13 protein-coding genes are annotated in these 19,332 nt (G+C 42.2%); 10 read left to right on the top strand and 3 right to left on the bottom strand.

Features of this window, described 5'->3' with window-relative positions; genetic code table 11:
- The first annotated feature begins 162 nt into the window (after positions 1-162).
- Positions 163-2,910, top strand: a complete 2,748-nt coding sequence (locus MKY28_RS13325; RefSeq protein WP_340936159.1) for a PAS domain-containing hybrid sensor histidine kinase/response regulator — start codon at positions 163-165, stop codon at positions 2,908-2,910.
- A gap of 50 nt (positions 2,911-2,960) precedes the next feature.
- Here the strand turns inward: MKY28_RS13325 and MKY28_RS13320 are convergent, their stop codons facing one another.
- Positions 2,961-3,173, bottom strand: coding sequence for a hypothetical protein (locus tag MKY28_RS13320; RefSeq protein ID WP_076249592.1), 213 nt, complete (start codon positions 3,171-3,173; stop codon positions 2,961-2,963).
- A 117-nt stretch (positions 3,174-3,290) separates the two neighbouring features.
- A complete protein-coding gene (locus MKY28_RS13315; RefSeq protein WP_179088655.1) occupies positions 3,291-4,046 on the bottom strand; it encodes a DUF3153 domain-containing protein in 756 nt (251 codons plus the stop codon).
- A 606-nt stretch (positions 4,047-4,652) separates the two neighbouring features.
- Between MKY28_RS13315 and MKY28_RS13310 the strand changes: the two genes are divergently transcribed.
- From MKY28_RS13310 to MKY28_RS13295, 4 genes are all read left to right on the top strand, one after another.
- A complete protein-coding gene (locus MKY28_RS13310; RefSeq protein ID WP_100528828.1) occupies positions 4,653-6,347 on the top strand; it encodes a M3 family oligoendopeptidase in 1,695 nt (564 codons plus the stop codon).
- 246 nt (positions 6,348-6,593) lie between these two features.
- Positions 6,594-7,745, top strand: coding sequence for an iron-containing alcohol dehydrogenase (locus MKY28_RS13305; protein ID WP_036608771.1), 1,152 nt, complete (start codon positions 6,594-6,596; stop codon positions 7,743-7,745).
- Positions 7,746-7,903: 158 nt separating this feature from the next.
- Entirely contained in the window at positions 7,904-8,842 is a 939-nt protein-coding gene (locus MKY28_RS13300; protein ID WP_101313923.1) for a tyrosine-type recombinase/integrase, read from the top strand.
- A gap of 43 nt (positions 8,843-8,885) precedes the next feature.
- Positions 8,886-10,106 carry an aminotransferase class I/II-fold pyridoxal phosphate-dependent enzyme gene (locus tag MKY28_RS13295; RefSeq protein ID WP_340936157.1) on the top strand — a complete coding sequence of 407 codons (1,221 nt, stop codon included), beginning with the start codon at positions 8,886-8,888 and terminating at the stop codon, positions 10,104-10,106.
- Here the strand turns inward: MKY28_RS13295 and MKY28_RS13290 are convergent.
- The gene (locus MKY28_RS13290; RefSeq protein WP_340936156.1) at positions 10,085-11,530 is read right to left on the bottom strand and encodes a pentapeptide repeat-containing protein; all 1,446 of its coding nucleotides are present in this window, start codon (positions 11,528-11,530) and stop codon (positions 10,085-10,087) included. The two genes, MKY28_RS13295 and MKY28_RS13290, sit on opposite strands and share 22 nt — an antisense overlap.
- A gap of 620 nt (positions 11,531-12,150) precedes the next feature.
- Here MKY28_RS13290 and MKY28_RS13285 point away from each other — a divergent pair.
- From MKY28_RS13285 to MKY28_RS13265, 5 genes are all read left to right on the top strand, one after another.
- Positions 12,151-13,320: a glucose-1-phosphate adenylyltransferase gene (locus MKY28_RS13285; protein WP_076318116.1), complete on the top strand. Its 1,170-nt coding sequence runs from the start codon at positions 12,151-12,153 to the stop codon at positions 13,318-13,320.
- 26 nt (positions 13,321-13,346) lie between these two features.
- Positions 13,347-14,450: a glucose-1-phosphate adenylyltransferase subunit GlgD gene (glgD, locus tag MKY28_RS13280; protein WP_036608765.1), complete on the top strand. Its 1,104-nt coding sequence runs from the start codon at positions 13,347-13,349 to the stop codon at positions 14,448-14,450.
- A gap of 522 nt (positions 14,451-14,972) precedes the next feature.
- Positions 14,973-17,405, top strand: coding sequence for a glycogen/starch/alpha-glucan phosphorylase (locus tag MKY28_RS13275; protein ID WP_036608763.1), 2,433 nt, complete (start codon positions 14,973-14,975; stop codon positions 17,403-17,405).
- Positions 17,406-17,669: 264 nt separating this feature from the next.
- Positions 17,670-18,539: an effector binding domain-containing protein gene (locus tag MKY28_RS13270; protein ID WP_036670617.1), complete on the top strand. Its 870-nt coding sequence runs from the start codon at positions 17,670-17,672 to the stop codon at positions 18,537-18,539.
- 41 nt (positions 18,540-18,580) lie between these two features.
- Positions 18,581-19,039, top strand: coding sequence for a VanZ family protein (locus MKY28_RS13265; RefSeq protein WP_051449712.1), 459 nt, complete (start codon positions 18,581-18,583; stop codon positions 19,037-19,039).
- Positions 19,040-19,332 lie beyond the last annotated feature (293 nt).

Here is a 19,332-nt window from a genome sequence, read left to right as displayed (position 1 = left end):
GAGAGCACGGGTATTGTGTAGTATATGTCGATTCATGCAGGGATTTTGCCCGATCTCGTTTATAAATCATGGCATTTGGGGTAGTACTCTATAGATGAAGTTATGTTCAGGTCGATCTATTCATACGGAATACATTCAGATTCTCATAAAGGAGGACATGTAATGTCGAAATCCATTACAGAGAGCCGATCTCTGTTCGAACAATTGTATACGCACGCACCAATCGGCATTGCTGTCGCATCGCATGTAAATGGACGGTGGTTGCAGCTTAATCCTGCATTTTGCGAGATGCTTGCATACAGTGAAGATGAACTGATCGATACTTCGGTCATACATATGATCTACGAAGAAGATCTGCATATGGAGGAATTCCGCAGCAAGTTCTGGGAAATGACTCATGAAACAAGTCCGATGTACGAGACGGAGGTTCGTCTGAAACGAAAGGACGGTTCGTTATTATGGGCAACCATTAGAGCTTGCATTGTTAGGGATGAAACGAATGGTGAGCCATTGTATCTGTTGGTACAGGCTGCTGACATTACGAAACAAAAAGATGCAGAGGAAATCCTCATTGTGCAACGTAAGCAATTGGAAGAGAGCAGTCGCATCTCTCGCCTGCTGGCGGAGTCTTCACTAGACCTGATTGCAATACATGATGCCGATTCAAGTCGTACATTTAAATATGTATCAAATGCATGTAAAAGCATGTTGGGCTATGAGTTGGAAGAAGTTATAGGTAAGCCGGGAACATTTGTTATCTATCCGGAGGATGTGCCTCTGGTTGAAGCGTACGTAGAAGAGCAGAGAAAGGGTCTGGCTCCCAAACGGCTCAATTATCGCCTGTTACATAAGGATGGATCTACGGTATGGGCAGATACGATTACGCACTATGTATATGACGATTCAGGTGAATTAATGGAGATGGTCGCCGTAACCCGGGATATCACAGCCAGCCAGCAACAACAGTTAAGCATGCAGGAGTACAGATCGTTATTTGACTGTAATCCCCTAGGTGTGGCTTCTCTTGATCTGGAAGGCAATCTGCTGAAAGCTAATATGGGTCAGGAACAGTTGACAGGACACACCAAAGAGGAGCTGCTGAGTCGGCCTTTTGATCACCTCATTGATCCTGTGGATCTGGAGAAGACTCGATATCATTTTGAGGAAACGGTGAAGGGCAATGCACAGAGCTACGAGATAGGTTTAATTCACAAAAATGGGCAGCGGATTGAAACAAATGTGATTAATGTTCCTATTATACTTGGGGACAAAGTTGTTGGGGTCTACGGGATTACGAGTGACATTACAGAGTCCAAACGTTACGTCGAGGAAATCGAGAATCTTAGTTATGAACGGGCATTGATTTTGAATGGCATGTCTGAGGGTGTTATTGGACTGGACCTGGAAGGGAATCTGAACTTTGCCAATCCGGCCGCTGCGGAGATCATGAACTTCTGTCCAAGTGAATTGAATGGCAAACCATTAGAGCAGATGATGATCCAAATGCAGAGCGAAGGCATCCCCTACCCATCCAAGGATACACCAATTCTACAGGCTGTTCGTGAGGGACGAGGTCTGCCACGTACCGAATCCGTATTCTGGAGACAGGATGGGTCCAGTTTCCTGGCGGAGTTCCAATTGAAGCCGATTATGGATCAGGGTAGAACCCGCGGAGCAGTGTTGGTTTTCCGTGATATGACATCTGTTAAGGACATCATACGTGCCAAGGAAGCAGCAGAGCATGCAGACCGGGCAAAGTCCGAGTTTCTCGCCATCATGAGTCATGAGCTTCGTACGCCATTAAACGGCATCATGGGCATGGCCCATCTGTTAATGGAAACCGAGCTGGATGATGAACAGAAAGGTTTTGCGGAAATCATGATTGATAGCGGCGAATCCCTTTTGTACATTCTGAACGAAATTTTGGATTTCAGCAAAATCGAAGCAGGCAAAATGGATCTTGAGCGCGCACCTGTAGATATTAAGGCGATGCTGGGTGGGGTGATCGAGCTGTTTGTACTGAAGGCATCAGAGAAAAATATTGAACTCTATTGTGAAGTGTCGGACCATATTCCTGAACGCATTCGAGGGGATGAGACACGAATCCGGCAGATTTTGATTAATCTGGTGGGTAATGCCGTTAAATTCACAGAGCAGGGCCGTATTATGGTGAGCGTAGGTGCTGATTTCTCAGATGAGCATGGTCAGGATAACCTGATGTTGACCTTTAAGGTAAAAGATACGGGGATTGGCATTCCAATAGAAAAGCAGCATCAGTTGTTCCAATCCTTCTCACAGCTTGATCCGGCCATCAATCGTAAGTTTGGCGGGACAGGTCTAGGCCTTGCGATCAGCAAAAAACTGGTAGAATTAATGGGCGGCGCGATTGGTGTACAGAGTGAGATCGGTGAGGGGGCAGAATTCCAGTTCACCCTCGTAGTGGAGCGGTGGTTAGAGGAGAGTAATGACCCAATCGAAATCACCACGAATGATGAACTGCAATTGGATCGAGCGAATCTAGCCCATGACATCAAAATTTTGATTGCTGAGGATCAAGCGGTCAACAGTCATCTGTTGGAGGAGATGCTGCGAAAGTTTGGCGGAGTATGTGATATCGTTGAGAATGGTGCACAGGCCGTCGATTCATTGAACAAGGTTCAATATGACCTGGTGTTTATGGATATTCAAATGCCAGTTATGGATGGGATTGAAGCGACCTGCCACATCAGACAGAGCCACCCAGACATACCGGTTATTGCAGCGATTACAGCTTTTGCAGGCGCCGGTGACCGTGAGGAGTGTCTGAAATGCGGGATGCAGGACTTTATCAGCAAACCGTTTCATTCCACGGAGATTAGCCGCGTATTAAATACATGGGTTCCATATATCCGCTCTCAAAGGGTAACGTAACGGAAAAATAACCTGCGCCTTGAAATTCAAGGTACAGGTTATTCTGTCATTTACGACCAGCCTCCGATTAACCCGGAGAGGGTTACGCATTCATCATCTTCCAAATCTGCAATCAGAGTGAGTTCTTCGTTGTCTTGTGGATCAACGGAGAATAATTCACGGCGTCCGTCCTCATGCACAATAATGACTAACTGCTGGCCGCCCTTTGTATCAAACTGGTACTTAACTCCGATACCAGGTAGTGGGCATTCGCGGATATTCATGAAACCTGTCACCTCTTTAGCTTTGCTTAATAAAAAATTAACCGTTCACACAGTACGGATGTATTCTACTATCCATAACACCGTTTGGCAAGTCACAAATAAAATTGGTGTGAAGAATTAATTTTTTCCGCGATATGAACTTGCACTGTGGCGCTGTCTGGCCCGCCTGCGACGAACAAAAAACCACATGAGCAGAGCAGCGATTAATAATAGACCAATGACTGCAATGATGATGATATTCCGGATATTAGGAACCTGTACAGTCAGATCCAGTTTATTCATCTGGAGGGGTGAAACGTGCCAAATGAGCGTTTTTCCGCCATCCTCTACTTGATCGGCATTGGAATCGGCTGCCTTGATGGGCAAAGACAACTTGAAGTCAAAGTTAACATCTTTTAACAAGAGGTTTTTAAGAAAGCTAGGCACCTTGTTAATTTGATTTTTGATCTCACCATCGGGCATGGACTCCATGAGGTCGGCTTCTGCTGTAATGTGCATCTTGGAAGTGAAGAAGCCGGGGGAAGTTGTTTGTTCAACTTTGATCCCTTGTGGTAACTTGGACGTATCAAAGCTGGTTTTATTGCTTTTTTCATAATGGGTGGTCGCTGTGAGCTGCTTCTGATCTCCCTGTTCCGAAACCTCTGCCTGGAAGTTATTTCGATTCAATGCATCTGCGATCAGAGGCATGAGATTGTCTTGTCCAATTTTTCCAAGAGCGGAGTTCTTTACGTTGAGATTGAGATCCAGATCCGTTGATCCATCCATATTTACCGTTAGATGGGCTTCTCCATCAGCACAGGCGGTCAAAACAGATAACATAAGGGCTAATAAAACAGTAAGAAATAGCTGACGTAAGGGAATGCGAGTTGACATGTCTTTCAACCTTTCTGCGTAAAAATCCAAATTCCATTTCATAGAAGTATAGTATACACCGTAAGCATGGCGGATGAAACTTTGCACCGTGCAGCGAGGTACGTATGATTTAGTGTGATCGGGGAAATAATCCATTTATTAAAATTAAAGATTTCGTATTTTTGTCAATGTTCGGTCAATTCAAACGGCGCTTCACCGTGTACACTAGTAGTAGTGTGATGAATATACGGAAGCAGGGAGGTTACATTCATGACATATATCATTATTATGGCCGTTATTATGGTCGTGGGCATGGTCGGAATGGGCTGGTTCTATCAGATTATGGATAAAGACCAAAGCTAGTATTGTTTAAATGTGAAAAGAAGAGAGACAACCTATAAGCTGGCTTCGCTAACGCGAGGCGGGCTTATTTGTGTGGGGAAAAATTTTGAGGCACTGACCTTACATAAGTAAGTAATATTTGTAACCATTCATGTTGCACAATTTGACCGATGGACAAATATTTTTCGTAATTATGGGATTTTTTAGCTGCTCTTTTGTATAATAGGGGGTAGTTTAACTCGGGATACTCCCGAAATTCTGCCAAACAGGAAAGGGTGTACATAAATGAAATTTAGTGAGTATACGTATACACGTCCGAATCTGGAACACATCAAGACATCTTTCCGTGAGCTGTTGAGCGGTTTTGAAGCTGCGGCAACGGTTGAAGAACAGAGTGGGTTCATGGATCAGATTAACGCGCTGCGCAGTGATTTTGAGACACAAGCCCAATTGGTCTACATCCGTCATTCCATTGATACCAATGATGAGTTTTATAAGGCTGAGAACGAATTTCTGGATGAGAATGCACCGATTGTACAGGAATATATCACGGATTTTTACCGTGCATTGGTTAACTCCAAATTCCGCAACGAGTTGGAACAAAAATGGGGTTCACAGCTGTTCCAACTGGCGGATCTTTCACTGAAAACATTCAGCCCGGAAATTATTGAAGAGCTCCAGAAGGAGAACAAACTTTCCACAGAATACAATCAGTTGATCGCATCGGCCAAAATTCCGTTCGAAGGTGAAGAGCGCACGTTGCCACAGCTTCATCCATTTGAACTGTCCACGGATCGCTCCATGCGGGAGCGTGCTTCGGAAGCCAGATACACGTTCATGGCTGAACATGAAGCTGAATTCGATCGCATTTACGACGAACTGGTTAAAGTACGTACACAGATCGCGAAGAAACTGGGATATCCAAGCTATGTGGAACTTGGCTATGATCGTATGAACCGTACGGATTACAACGCCGAGATGGTTGCCAACTTCCGTGCACAAGTCCGTGATTATATCGTGCCTGTGGCGACCAAACTCAGAGAGCGTCAGCGTAATCGGATTGATGTGGATACGCTGTATTATTACGATCAGGGTTTCAGCTTCAAGACGGGTAACCCGACACCTAAAGGTGACGCGGACTGGATTATTGATAATGGTAAAAAAATGTACGCTGAATTATCACCAGAGACGGATGCATTTTTCCAGATGATGACCGAAAACGAGCTTATGGATCTGGTAAGTAAAAAAGGTAAACAGGGCGGCGGATATTGTACGTTCCTGAACGATTACAAAGTGCCGTTTATCTTCTCCAACTTCAACGGTACCTCCGGTGATATTGATGTATTGACACATGAAGCAGGTCATGCTTTCCAGGTGTATGAGAGCCGTGATTTTGCAGTGCCTGAATACAACTGGCCGACATATGAATCGGCTGAGATTCATTCCATGAGTATGGAGTTTTTCACATGGCCGTGGATGCAGTTGTTCTTCAAGGAAGATACGGACAAGTACAAGTTTGATCACCTGTCTTCCGGTCTGTTGTTCATTCCGTATGGTGTAGCTGTGGATGAATTCCAGCATTTTGTGTATGCGAACCCGGATGCAACTCCAACTGAGCGTAAGCAGGCATGGCGCAACATTGAGAAGACCTATCTGCCACACATCAATTACAAAGATAATGCGTATTTGGAGCAAGGTGGTTTCTGGCATAAACAGGGTCACATTTTCTCATCGCCGTTCTATTACATTGACTACACGTTGGCACAAATCTGTGCATTCCAGTTCTGGAAACGCAGCAATGAGGACATTAAGTCCGCATGGGCCGACTATCTGACATTGTGCAAAGCGGGAGGAAGCCTGTCCTTCACTGGATTGGTTGAACTGGCTGGATTGAACTCACCATTCGAGGATGGCTGTGTATCCTCCGTAATTGGGGAGATTGAGGCATGGCTTGACGGCGTGAACGATAAGGCGCTGTAAGCCTTCGTAAGGATGCTTTTAGTGTAAGTACCTTCGGTAAGGTATAAGTAGTGGATAAAGCTTTAAGATAGATAAGTAAGACGGCTTGGAGACCTTCGGGTGTCTGGGTCGTCTTTTTCATTACGGGGAAAAATCAACCGCAAGTGTAACATTTATCGGTTTCATTGTGATTTATTTCACTATATCTGAAAACGGATTCAGTTACAATGAAGATAGTAAATCAGGGGTTACAGGAGGCTGGTTCAAATGGCAACACATGCATATTATGTTCCGCCCGTGAACTTGATGGGTAGAGGTTGTTTACAAGAAGCAGGTCAGATGATTGAACAGATGGGTATCCGCAAGGCGCTGGTTGTAAGTGATCGTCAATTGATTACTTCAGGCGTTGCTGAACAGGTACTGTCTATACTAAGAAAATCAGGGTTAGACTATGTAGTATATGATGAGGTTCAGCCTAATCCAACATGTCAGAATGTACATGATGGACTACAAGTATTCCAGGATCATGGCTGTGACGCCATTATATCGATAGGCGGAGGTTCACCGCAGGATGCTGCCAAAGGCATTGGCATTGTAGCTACGAACGGTGGGCATATCCGTGAATATGAAGGATTTCATCAATCAAAACATAAGTCTGTGCCACTTGTGGCTGTTAACACAACGGCTGGCACATCGAGCGAGGTGACAATTAACTACGTGATTACAGATGAGGAACGTAAAGTAAAGATGGTGATGGTGGACCGCAACAGTCTGGTCTCCCTGTCGGTTAATGATCCTGAGCTGATGCTCAGTAAACCTGCAAGTCTCACAGCGGCCACAGGAATGGATGCGTTGACACATGCCGTAGAAGCCATGGTTACACCGGGTGGATTTACAGTGACAAGTGCGACAGCTGCTGCAGCTGTTGAACTGATCTTTGAATATTTGCCAAGAGCTGTGAGAGACGGCAGTGACCTGGAAGCGCGGGAACATATGACGTATGCCTGTTTCCTTGGCGGGATTGCTTTTAATAATGCGGGCCTGGGTTATGTCCATGCGATGGCGCATCAACTGGGTGGCGTATATGATCTGCCGCATGGTGTCTGTAACGCAATGTTACTCCCCTATGTGGAAGAGTTGAACGCCAAGCATGTACCCGGCAAATTCCGTCATATTGCTAAGGCAATTGGTATGGATGTGAAGGGTAGAAGTGATGAGGAGTGTTCCGATTACGTCATTGAGGCCATACGTCAGCTATCGAAGGAAGTAGGCATTCCTGAGAAACTGTCTGAACTGGGTGTAAAAGATCCCGATGTGGAACTGCTTGCCGATAACGCGATGAAAGATGCCTGTGCACCAGGCAATCCCTATCAACCGTCCAAGGATGAAGTGATGGAGCTGTTCCGCAAAATTATATAAGTGAGAACGTATCGAGTCGGAGGGGATCCGGCTCTTTTTTGTTTTTCAAATCTCGGATATTGTATCTATGCCTTTGGGCATCTTCACAAATGGAGTTCAATGCGTAATAATGTAGGTCGGGCCATTGGCAACATATGACATCGACATCAGGAGGCATCATGAGACTTAGTACAAGTAACCTAAACACCTATATTAAGCAATATGAGACTTATTTAAGCGTGGAGCGTAATCTATCTCTTAAATCCATTAAAGCCTATCTGTCTGATCTCAACAGACTTGTAGAATGGCTTGATACTAAACATATTCATGATGTAACTAGAGAAAATTTACGAATGTATCTGGAACAATTAAACAGTGAACACACGCTTAAAGACTCGACCATTAAAAGAAAGTACATATGCTTCAAAGCATTTTTTAATTATTTGGTTCAAAGCGGAGATATAATCGAGTCCCCAATTATTGGTTTCGGAAAAAAATTCAAAACGGCAAGACGTATTCCAAAGACACTTTCTGTCAATGAGGTTGAAAAGTTATTAAATGCACCACAAGAGCACATGAAACAATTACACACGAGTTTTAGAAGAAGAATCAACCTTCGCAACGATGCAATCATTGAACTGCTCTATGTTATTGGAATTCGTATTGGAGAACTAGTGAATATTGATATGGAGCACATCGATCTCGAAGAGAAAACCGTGTTGATTTTTGGAAAAGGTCGTAAGGAGCGATTGCTCTACATTTCAAGCAGCGAAGTCATCCATAAAATTAAAACATGGTTGCATGCCCGCGAACATTTCGACCCCCAATCTGATGCTCTGTTCCTTAACAAATACGGTGATCGACTCTCCATTTACTCCATTGAGGATATTTACTCTAAATACAGGGACTTGTCTAAGGTTAGCAAAAAATCAACACCGCACTATCTCAGGCACAGCTTTGCTACACATCTGCTGAATAATGGTGCAGATTTACGATCAGTCCAAGAAATTCTCGGACATACCAATGTCAGCACGACCCAAATATACACAGAAGTGTCTGTTGAACGGAAGAAAGATGTGCTGTCGAGATTTAATCCGAGAAATAATCTAAAAGTGTAGAGAAAAACCTCCAAATAACTATAAATTATTTGGAGGTCTTGTAATGAAATTGCCGTTATATCATGATACAAATATAGAACCACTTTTACATAAAATTAATAGTGAAACATGTTTCTTATCCAATTGGAATAAAGAAAACAATAATCTAAACTTTCCCCCTGAAATTATTAAAAATGCTGTGAACAGCAGTCTTGATCAAAGTCAAAATAATTACTTTTTTTTAGATGAGTTACAGGAAGCAAAGAAATGGTTTATCCACGAGGCTTTAGACAATACCAATGTTAATTCAAATAATTTCGACTTCTCAATATCTTCAAATGGAACTTCGAGTGCATATTTATTAATTAATCTATTTCATATGAAAAAGAAACTGAAGGCATTGTTAATTACACCAATTTATTTTACTTATATAAAAGTTTTGCAAGATTTAAAAGTTGATACATATTATATTGAGGTTTTGGAGGAAGGAAAAGTAACCATAAATTTGCATAAATTAGAAGACATCATTATTGAATATGGAATTAATTTACTAATAATGAATGATCCTTTATTGGGAAGCGGTATTAAAATTACAAAAGAAATGTATATTGATATTGTTAACATTTGCAAAAAGCATGATGTTACATTGTTCATTGATTTTATGTATGGCGGTATGGAGTGGAATTTGAGAAATTTAAATGTTATAGATGAATTTTTACTTAGTTTATTCGATATATATCCAGAAATTATTATCATTGAATCCATATCTAAGAGACTGTTCTTAAATGGAATCAAGAATTGTTTAGTTTATGGTAGTAAAGAAAATATAAGCCTATTTGAAAGAGTTTCCGTTCATTCCCTTGGTTCTTTAGTCTACTCACAGGTCACGCTATTTAAACAACTTTATGATAGCAACAATAGATCCACAGTATTAAATACAATTAAAAGTAATATTTTATTTGCAATGAATAATTTTGAGTTGATTAAAACATTATTAATGGACACGGAATATGTTATTAGTGCTTGTGAAAGTGGATACTTCTGTTTAATAGGGGTACCTTATAGCGAAATAGGTAATAAAAACAACATGGATATTGCTAGCAAGTTAATAGAGAATATTAACATACTAACAATACCCCATGATAGATATCTCTTTGAAAGTCAAACCCATTATTATTTCAGAGTCAATCTTTCGATTGAACAGTCTATACTAATACCTGCTTTAAGAAAAATTGTAGAGTTCTATAGTAGATCTAAAACTCCTTATGCACCAATATCTATTTGATTAACTATTTCTTTGAAAGCTTCAGTCACAATAATATTATCAAATGTTGGATTTGTCAGACCTGATTTTTCAGAGGTGTCTAAAATTAAGTTGAATTGCTCTAAAGATTTGGGTATGTTTTCAGGGTCTATACGAATATTGTCAAGCAACACTCCTAAAATTTTTAATTTTTTTCGTTTTAAGGAAAAATCAAAGAAAGTTTTGGAGTAGTCATTTAACATTTTTGGCATCATTAACGCTACTGTACCAACAACTGCAAAAGTTAAAATCCAGGAGCCTTTTTCACTCTGTATTAATTTATAATTTTTTTCTAATCCCAGTTTTATATGCAGTTCGTCCAATAGGTCACTGGTTATTTTTAGAGCTTCTTGATAGTCATCTGTTTTACATCTGAAAGTTACAAAAAGTGTTTCACCTGCTGCACTTTCAATAAAACTGTTATCATAATGAAAATTATTCATGATCATTTCAATTTTTTTATGCATTGACATATAAACAAGTTGTTCTTCAAATGGGAATACCGCCCAGTTAAAATCGTCTAAAACATTCAACACATTGGAAACAAGCTTATACGGTAATTGATTATTGAAGACATAGAATGAAAACATGTCTAATAAATTTGTGATTTCTAATTTCCGAGTTGTATTATTTATTTTTGATAATTCATTTAATGCATTACTTATTTGATCAGGAACTTCTTTGAAATTTCTGAACAAGATATTTGCATTTATAAATTCAAAGAATCTTTGTTGCGGTAATAATTCAATGATATATTCTGAGAAGTTATCAACATTCATTTTTACGGTGTTTCCTCTATATAGCACATCGAGCCTTGATGTATCAGTTTTATAAAATAAATAACCGAAAATAAAGTTTTTTCCTAGACTCACGTCTTCTAATACACACGATTTAAAACGATGATTTTCAGCATGCATAGTGGCTAAATTAGTATTAAAGATTTCACATTCTGTGAACTCCATTTTTTCAGTACTAGAACGATCAAAATTACAATTCTTCATAGTACAATTTATAAACACACAATTTTTCATGTGTACTAAAAACTGTTCATTTTCAAAAGTGCAATTTTCAAATGTACATTCTTGTATCGACGTGTTTGCATAATTATTCAGAGTAAAATTGCAATTATTAAAGTAACAGTTTTTTATTTCACAGGCAGCAATATCAACCTCATTAAATGAACAATTCTCAAATATTGCTGAAATGAAATCAGCACGATCGAAATTATTTTTATGAAAAGTTACATTTATGAATCTTGATCCTCTAAAATCACTTCTGAAAAATGAAATTTTAGGAAGAACATTAATAAAATCTAACTTCTCAAATAAAGTATATGATAAATTTTCCTTTTCACGTGATAAACTTCCGTTATCAGTAAATCTGTTGAACTTGATAATATTCCCCATATAGACCTCCAAATAATTTATAGTTATTAGTATGTAATTTTCTGATAGATTGCTTTGGCAATTCTGATCATAACTTCTATACTACATCTATCTATTCGACACATTTCTATATATTCCTCTAAAAATTTACAAATTTATTGCCATTTTCTGATTCGTAAGACCTGTATTTTTGATTTTATAGGTTTATGGGTCTAGTAGTGTCACACTTTTACCATGAATTTTCCAAAAGGAGTTTACTTCTCTTATATCGAATACAATATGAATAACAGCGGCACGAGAAAGGGTAATCTTACCCGCAACTTGATGTCTATGTTTTCCAGTAAGATTCCCCAGTCCGTTTCGTGTTTAATGTTAAATAGGAGTAGTCTATTTCATTTTCACGAGCTACACCTGAAGTTCTGCATCTAACATTCACCTCTGTAAGACAGTTAAGCAATTCTACACCAGCATCATCTCTATTTCAGGCTTTACAATCCAAGAAGTTCAACTGAAACAAAGATTCACCGGTTACACATCTGTACAGCAAGCTCCTAATCAAGACAACAGTGTCCACACAACAGAATATCGATTATGGGCTCTGAAATGAATCAGAACGAATGCATGTGGAGGAGGCTGTAATGATGGCGAAAAAAGAAGTTGTAGCGATGCTACTTGCCGGAGGGCAAGGTAAGAGGTTAAAAGGATTGACCAAATCACTGGCTAAGCCGGCTGTATATTTTGGCGGCACGTACCGAATCATTGATTTCCCGCTGAGTAACTGCTCTAATTCTGGTATTGATACAGTGGGTGTATTGACCCAATATGAACCACTTGTCTTACATTCCTATATTGGCATTGGCAGTGACTGGGATCTGGATCGGAAAAACGGCGGGGTATATGTACTTCCTCCACATGAACGTGAAGACGGTAGCAACTGGTACCGGGGTACAGCGGATGCGATCTTCCGCAACCTGAACTTTATTGAACAATTCGATCCTGAGCATGTGCTCATTCTGTCAGGGGATCATATCTATAAGATGGACTACGAAAAAATGCTCCAGTATCACAAAGATAAAGATGCGGATTGCACCATATCGGTCATTGATGTTTCATTGGAAGAAGCCAGCCGATTCGGGGTGTTGAACACCAATGATGACTATAGCATCTATGAATTTGAAGAAAAACCTCCTGAGCCCAAGAGCACACTGGCTTCCATGGGTATCTATCTCTTCAAGTGGGATGTACTGAAACGTTTCCTGATCCAAGATGAACAACAGGCATCCACCTCCTATGATTTTGGTAAAGATATTATTCCTTTATTGCTTCAAAATGAAAAATCCTTATATGCGTATCCATTTGAAGGTTATTGGAAAGACGTTGGTACCATTCGCAGTCTGTGGGAATCCAATATGGACCTTTTGGACGAAGACACACCGTTTAATCTGAATGATCCGGACTGGCGTATTTTCACACGTAATCCAAACCAACCTGCACAATATATCTCACCTTCGGGAAAGGTGCGGAATTGTATTATTAGTGAAGGTACTGTAGTGCATGGTGAGGTCAATCATTCTGTTCTGTTCTATGGAATTGAAGTTGGTGAGAACAGTGCGGTCATCGATTCGGTGATCATGCCAAGAGTGAAAATCGGGCAAAATGTGCGCATTTACCGAGCTATTATCGCAGAAGGATTGGTTATTCCGGATGGAACACAGATTTCGCCTGCACCGGAAGATGAGAGTGATATATTGCTCGTGGATCAGGAAGAACTGGAACGTCAGCTTCGCCAAGGAATAACCAGCAAGGCCTAATTGAAGTCAAAAGGACGGTGCATGCGATGAAACAATTGATCGGAGTTATTAACCTTGACCATGAACTTGAAGAATTGAAGGAATTGACGTATTTTCGCTGCGGAGCCGCGGTGCCTTATGCCGGACGTTACCGTCTGATCGATTTTGTTCTATCCAATATGATGAATGCAGGCATTGAGAGTATTGGTGTATTTGTACGGCGAAAATATCGCTCGTTGATGGACCATCTTGGTGACGGTAAACCTTGGGATTTGGATCGCAAGCATGGGGGCATGTTTATTTTGCCACCAGACTGGAACGATCCAACAGATACATCACAAGGGGATTTGCAGCATTTCCATAACAATTTGGACTTTTTCCACAGAGGGGCAGGACAATATGTTGTGCATGCGGGCAGTCGCCATGTGACCAAAGCAGACCTCCAGGATGTCTACAGGTATCACATCAGTAAAGGAGCGGACGTTACACTGGTCTGCAAAAAAGTAGATCAGCTGCTGCCTGAACATGACGCCTGTGTCAAAGTTGAACATGACGGGGACGGTAACGTGGTGGACATTCACCAAAGCGCTAATCACCCGAATATATATACAGAAATTTTCATCATGGAAAAAGAATTGTTCTTGCGCCAGGTGCAACGCTGCATCGATCATGGCGAGAGCCATTTCTTCCGGGATGTGATTCAAAAAAATCCGGATGGATTGAATATCGCTGCGTATGCATATGATGGCTATCACGCAGTCATCAATTCCATTGACAGTTATTATCGCAATAGTATGGATCTGCTGAACACAGGGCAATATGAACAACTTTTCAAGGAAGATCCGATCCAGACCAAAATTAAATACGAAGCGCCTGCCAAATACCTGGATACCGCCGATGTTAAACATTCACTTCTCGCGAATGGCTGCATTGTTGGTGGAGAGGTGGAGGACAGCATTCTGTTCCGTGGTGTACAGGTGGCCAAGGGTGCCAAAATAAAAGGTTCCATCATCATGCAGAAATGTTACATTGGTGAGGGGACGGTACTTGAGAACGTCATTCTCGATAAAGACGTGAAGCTGACCGGAGGACAGACGCTGATCGGTGACCCGTCAAATCCATACATCTTAGCGAAAAGTACTATTATCTAATGCCCCCACGTAACCGATATCTTCTATAAATATATATAAAATAAAAATCCTGCAGGATGGATTTAAGGTTCATACACTTTCGACGCATGAATTGCATCTTCGAAAGTTCTCACCAGCATGCAAACGTAGTGGAGGGGACGAAATCGATTCTGAAGCGTAGCGTTCGCCTTTGGCTTCAAATTTTACCCTTGATTATATAAATTCAACTTAAACATTTACACAAAACGGAGAGGACAGAAATAACCTGAAGAAGCGCAGCGCTCGCCTTTATCCCCGGATTTTCCCATTTTAAAAGGAATCAAAAAAATCTGGGGATAACAGCGATCGGAAGGTTATTCTGTCATCGAAGTGTCCAGTGTAAATATTCTCTAGTTCAATTTATATAGATTAATCAAGAAAATTTGGAGACAACAGCGATCAAAAGAACGATTCGTAACCGGAACGGCCACTTTGCACAATGTTGAGCAACAGAGTGTATGAACCGCCACCATCCTGCAGGATTTCCCCGGGAGGAACCTACTTTTGTTTGACAACAAGGAAACGTTCAAGAGTATATTTACACGGAATCTGGTCAGCAAATTGGGCAAACCGATTGAAGAAGCAACACAGGAAGACGTGTACCATGTACTGGGAAGCATGATTCGTGAATATGCAGGCCAGGATTGGGCAGCGTCGAATCAGGGGTTCAAGCAGCGCCAGGATAAACAGGTCTATTACTTCTCGCTGGAATTCCTGATTGGACGTCTGCTCGGCAACAATCTGTTGAATGTGAATGAATTGGAATTGGTGCGTGACAGTTTAGCTGAGCTGGGCTTCTCCTTGGAGGAGATAGAAGAACAGGAGGCGGATGCAGGACTCGGTAATGGAGGTCTGGGACGACTCGCTGCCTGTTTCCTGGATTCACTCGCATCACTACGATATGCAGGACATGGTTGCGGGATTCGATATAAATACGGGTTGTTTGAGCAAAAAATCATCAATGGTAATCAGGTAGAGTTACCCGACAATTGGCTGGATAAGGGCAATGAATGGGAAGTCCGCCGTCCAGACAAAAAGGTGGAAGTACAGTTCTGGGGCCGAGTAGAAGCTCATGAGCAGGATGGAGAATATCAGTTTGTTACAAAAGATGCCGAATCGGTTGTCGCCATACCCTATGACGTGCCTGTCATCGGTTATGGTCAAACCCATGTGAATACATTGCGTCTATGGAGTGCCGAGCCAAAGCGCGAAACTTCACTCGACACCCCTTCGAACTACTACGGTTATCTGGATTATAGCCGATCGGTTGAATCAATCTCGGAATTCCTGTATCCGGATGACTCTCAGTATGAAGGAAAGTTGCTGCGATTGAAGCAGCAATACTTCATGTGCTCAGCAGGTGTACAGAGCGCCTTGCGTACGTTCAACAAGCTGGAGTTACCGTATGATCGTTTGCCTGATAAAGTGGCCTTCCACATTAATGACACGCATCCAACCTTGGTTATTCCAGAACTGATGCGCATCCTGATTGATGTGAAGGGTTACGGCTGGGATGAAGCATGGGATATCACAACCCGTACTGTATCGTATACCAATCATACAACGCTTAGTGAGGCTCTTGAGAAATGGCCTGTATCCATGATCAGCAGGCTGCTGCCACGAATCTACATGATCATTGAAGAGATCAACAAACGTTTCTGTGGCATGCTGCTGGACCGGTATCCGGGAGATCAGGATCGCATAGGGCATCTGGCGATTGTTGCAAACGATCAGGTACGGATGGCACATCTGGCGATTGTAGGCAGTCATAGCGTGAATGGTGTTGCTGCTCTGCACACCGAGATTTTGAAAGAGCGCGAGATGGCTCCGTTCTATGAACTGTATCCAGAGCGTTTCAATAACAAAACGAATGGTATCACCCATCGCCGCTGGTTGATGCATGCCAATCCGAAACTGTCGGATCTCATCACGGATACAATCGGTAACGAATGGATAACAGAGCCGGGCAAGCTGGACCAGTTGGCTGGTTTTGCGGATAATACATCATTCCAGGAGCAGTTCCGTTCAATTAAGCGGGATAACAAAGAGCGGCTTGCTGCGTATATTCTGGATCATACCGGGACAGCAGTGAATCCGGATTCCATCTTTGATGTACAGGTGAAGAGACTACACGGGTACAAACGTCAACTGTTGAACATTCTGCATGTTATGCATCTGTATAACCGGCTTAAGAATGATGCTTCGTTTGATATGGTACCACGTACGTTCATCTTTGGTGCCAAGGCAGCGCCGAGTTATTATTTTGCCAAGAAAATTATCAAGCTGATCAACAACGTGGCTGACACGGTGAATCGGGATGCGGCCGTGAATGACCGCTTGAAGGTATTTTTCCTCGAAAATTATTCCGTCTCTCTTGCAGAGAAGATCATCCCCGCTGCGGATGTTAGTGAACAGATCTCAACCGCAGGTAAGGAAGCTTCCGGTACGGGCAACATGAAATTTATGATGAACGGGGCTTTAACGATTGGCACGATGGATGGAGCCAACGTGGAGATGGCGGAGCAGGTTGGGGAAGAAAATATGTTCATCTATGGTCTGCGTGCAGACGAAGTACTTGAGTATTATCGTTCTGGCAGCTATCGTCCGAATGAGATCGTGCAGCACGATGAACGCATTCGCGAGGTCGTGGAGCAACTGGTGCATCCAGGTGCATTCTGTTATCGTGACGGGGAGTTCTGGGATATTTATGACTCCTTACTGGCCCATGGTGACGAATACTTTGTATTGCGTGATTTTGCTGCTTATGCCGACGCGCATGCTGCGATTGACCAGGCGTATCGGGATATTCCGGGCTGGACTCGGAAAGCGATATTAAACACGGCACATTCCGGCATATTCTCCAGTGATCGTACCATTAGTGAGTATGCGACAGATATCTGGGGTATTCATCCCGTGTCCGGGAACTGGAAAGGTTAAGCATAGATTGTTAAACAAACAAGTCCCCTTGTTCACAAGAGCTATCTCTGTTGGTAAATCAACCAGCGTAGAGAGCATCTCCTTGTAGAACAAGGGGTTTTTGGCATACAGTGTATCATAGTGTCATTCAACTTGAAGAGAATCGGAACTCGCGTATCTTTCGTCATACAAGTTCGCACACAAAATCAAAAAAAAGATCTGGATCTCAGTCATACTACATAAGAAATCGTTTGATATTTTGAATTAGATAGGGGAGCCGTCACTATGGATCATTACACACGAATTCAGCTTGCTATTGAGTATTTGGAGCAGCATTTGCAAGATGATTTTAATATCAGAGAGACGTCCGCTGCTGCGAGCTTTTCGGCGTTTCATTTTCAGCGTTTATTTCAGGCGATCACGGGATTCACGGTACTGGAGTACGTGCGCAGACGCAGATTAACGGAAGCTGTAGGGATGCTGCGGGGCACATCGGAAGGCATACTGGACATTGCGATGAGCTTTGGCTATCAATCTCAAGAGGCATTTACCCGTGCATTTTCAGCCTACTTTGGAATGACACCGGCGAAGCTACGTAAGCTGGAAGTGGATCAGTTGTCTCTTCTGAAGATGCAACAGAGCATTGATTTTAACGATTATCGAACTCGGCTTGATGGAACTTTCCACATGAACACACCCCGTCTGGTCACACGGGAACCGAACTGGATTGTCGGCTATGAATATAAGACCAACCTGAATGACAATCAGCATTATGCTGAAATACCCGGATTTTATCACGATTTTGGCATGGAACAGAAATTCATGGCGATCCCGGAGAGGACACGACCTGATATGGCTTATGGTGTGGCCTGTCATTTTGAAGAGGATGGAGCATTTTCTTTTATTGTGGGTGAAGAAAGCAGTGGAGCATCGCAGGTACTTGAACCCGGTTTTACTTCGATTGAAATTCCGGGCGGCTTGTATGCAGAGTTCACCGTGGAAGGCTCCGGGCAGGATATTCGGAAAATGATCTATGGCAGCTGGTTGCCGCAGTCTAACTATGAACGGAGGGAAGGACCAGACTTTGAAGTGACGGATGTCTGGAAATCGACCCCTGAACAACTGGACATGAAGATATATATCCCGTTAAAATAGACCTTACCGCTTCGCGGAATTCAAGGTCGGAGGACAGATGGATGAGCGAAAAGTCGTGGCTCCACTCCAAGTGGATACTGACCATTGTTGCTTGCATGGCAGTGCTTTACCTACTGATTATGGGCATTTTACTGTTTGTCAGTGGACGAACACCTAGCATGTATTATCAATATAATCTCGTACCCTTCGAGACGATTCGTCCACTTCTTATGGAGAGGGAGAGGTACAATACAGATACCTGGGTCAAAAACCTGTTTGGCAATATCGTATTGTTCATTCCACTGGGCATCTGGATCCCATGGTTGTTTCGAAGGTGCCGTACGTTCCTGACCTTTACATCTACAGTTGTTTTGCTTCTGCTGGGTGTTGAGGTCACACAATTGATTACACGTGTAGGTTCGTTTGATGTGGATGACATTATTCTGAACACGATCGGTGCCTGGATAGGTTACACTGGATTTAAGTTAGTCTTATATTCACAAAAAAAGACTCGGAATTGAACCGCAGATCGCGGTCCATGACCGGGTCTTCTTGCATAAGATACCTTTCAAATGTTTACAAGGGAATCATTTCGGATAAAACATATTAACGGCTTATTTATATCGTGAGCAGAGTTTATATATAAATTTAACTAAACATTTACACGAAACGGAGAGGACAGAAATAACCTGAAGAAGCGAAAGCGTTCGCCTTTATCACCGGATTTTCCCCTTATAAGGGGAATTCATAAAATCTGGGGATAACAGCGATCGGAAGGTTGTTCTGTCATCGGAGTGTCCAGTGTAAATATTCT

This window comes from Paenibacillus sp. FSL R5-0473, assembly GCF_038004565.1.
Lineage (GTDB): Bacteria > Bacillota > Bacilli > Paenibacillales > Paenibacillaceae > Paenibacillus > Paenibacillus amylolyticus.
The sequence above is the reverse complement of the archived record's forward strand: the minus strand, read 5'-3'. Positions and strand labels throughout refer to the sequence as shown.

Bases quoted from the DNA above. Each gene is read 5' to 3' on its own strand.
- MKY28_RS13305 (WP_036608771.1), top strand. From the start codon at position 6,594: ATGGCAACACATGCATATTATGTTCCGCCCGTGAACTTGATGGGTAGA.
- MKY28_RS13265 (WP_051449712.1), top strand. From the start codon at position 18,581: ATGAGCGAAAAGTCGTGGCTCCACTCCAAGTGGATACTGACCATTGTT.
- glgD (WP_036608765.1), top strand. From the start codon at position 13,347: ATGAAACAATTGATCGGAGTTATTAACCTTGACCATGAACTTGAAGAA.
- MKY28_RS13325 (WP_340936159.1), top strand. From the start codon at position 163: ATGTCGAAATCCATTACAGAGAGCCGATCTCTGTTCGAACAATTGTAT.
- MKY28_RS13270 (WP_036670617.1), top strand. From the start codon at position 17,670: ATGGATCATTACACACGAATTCAGCTTGCTATTGAGTATTTGGAGCAG.
- MKY28_RS13300 (WP_101313923.1), top strand. From the start codon at position 7,904: ATGAGACTTAGTACAAGTAACCTAAACACCTATATTAAGCAATATGAG.
- MKY28_RS13295 (WP_340936157.1), top strand. From the start codon at position 8,886: ATGAAATTGCCGTTATATCATGATACAAATATAGAACCACTTTTACAT.
- MKY28_RS13310 (WP_100528828.1), top strand. From the start codon at position 4,653: ATGAAATTTAGTGAGTATACGTATACACGTCCGAATCTGGAACACATC.
- MKY28_RS13320 (WP_076249592.1), bottom strand. From the start codon at position 3,173: ATGAATATCCGCGAATGCCCACTACCTGGTATCGGAGTTAAGTACCAG.
- MKY28_RS13290 (WP_340936156.1), bottom strand. From the start codon at position 11,530: ATGGGGAATATTATCAAGTTCAACAGATTTACTGATAACGGAAGTTTA.
- MKY28_RS13285 (WP_076318116.1), top strand. From the start codon at position 12,151: ATGGCGAAAAAAGAAGTTGTAGCGATGCTACTTGCCGGAGGGCAAGGT.
- MKY28_RS13315 (WP_179088655.1), bottom strand. From the start codon at position 4,046: ATGTCAACTCGCATTCCCTTACGTCAGCTATTTCTTACTGTTTTATTA.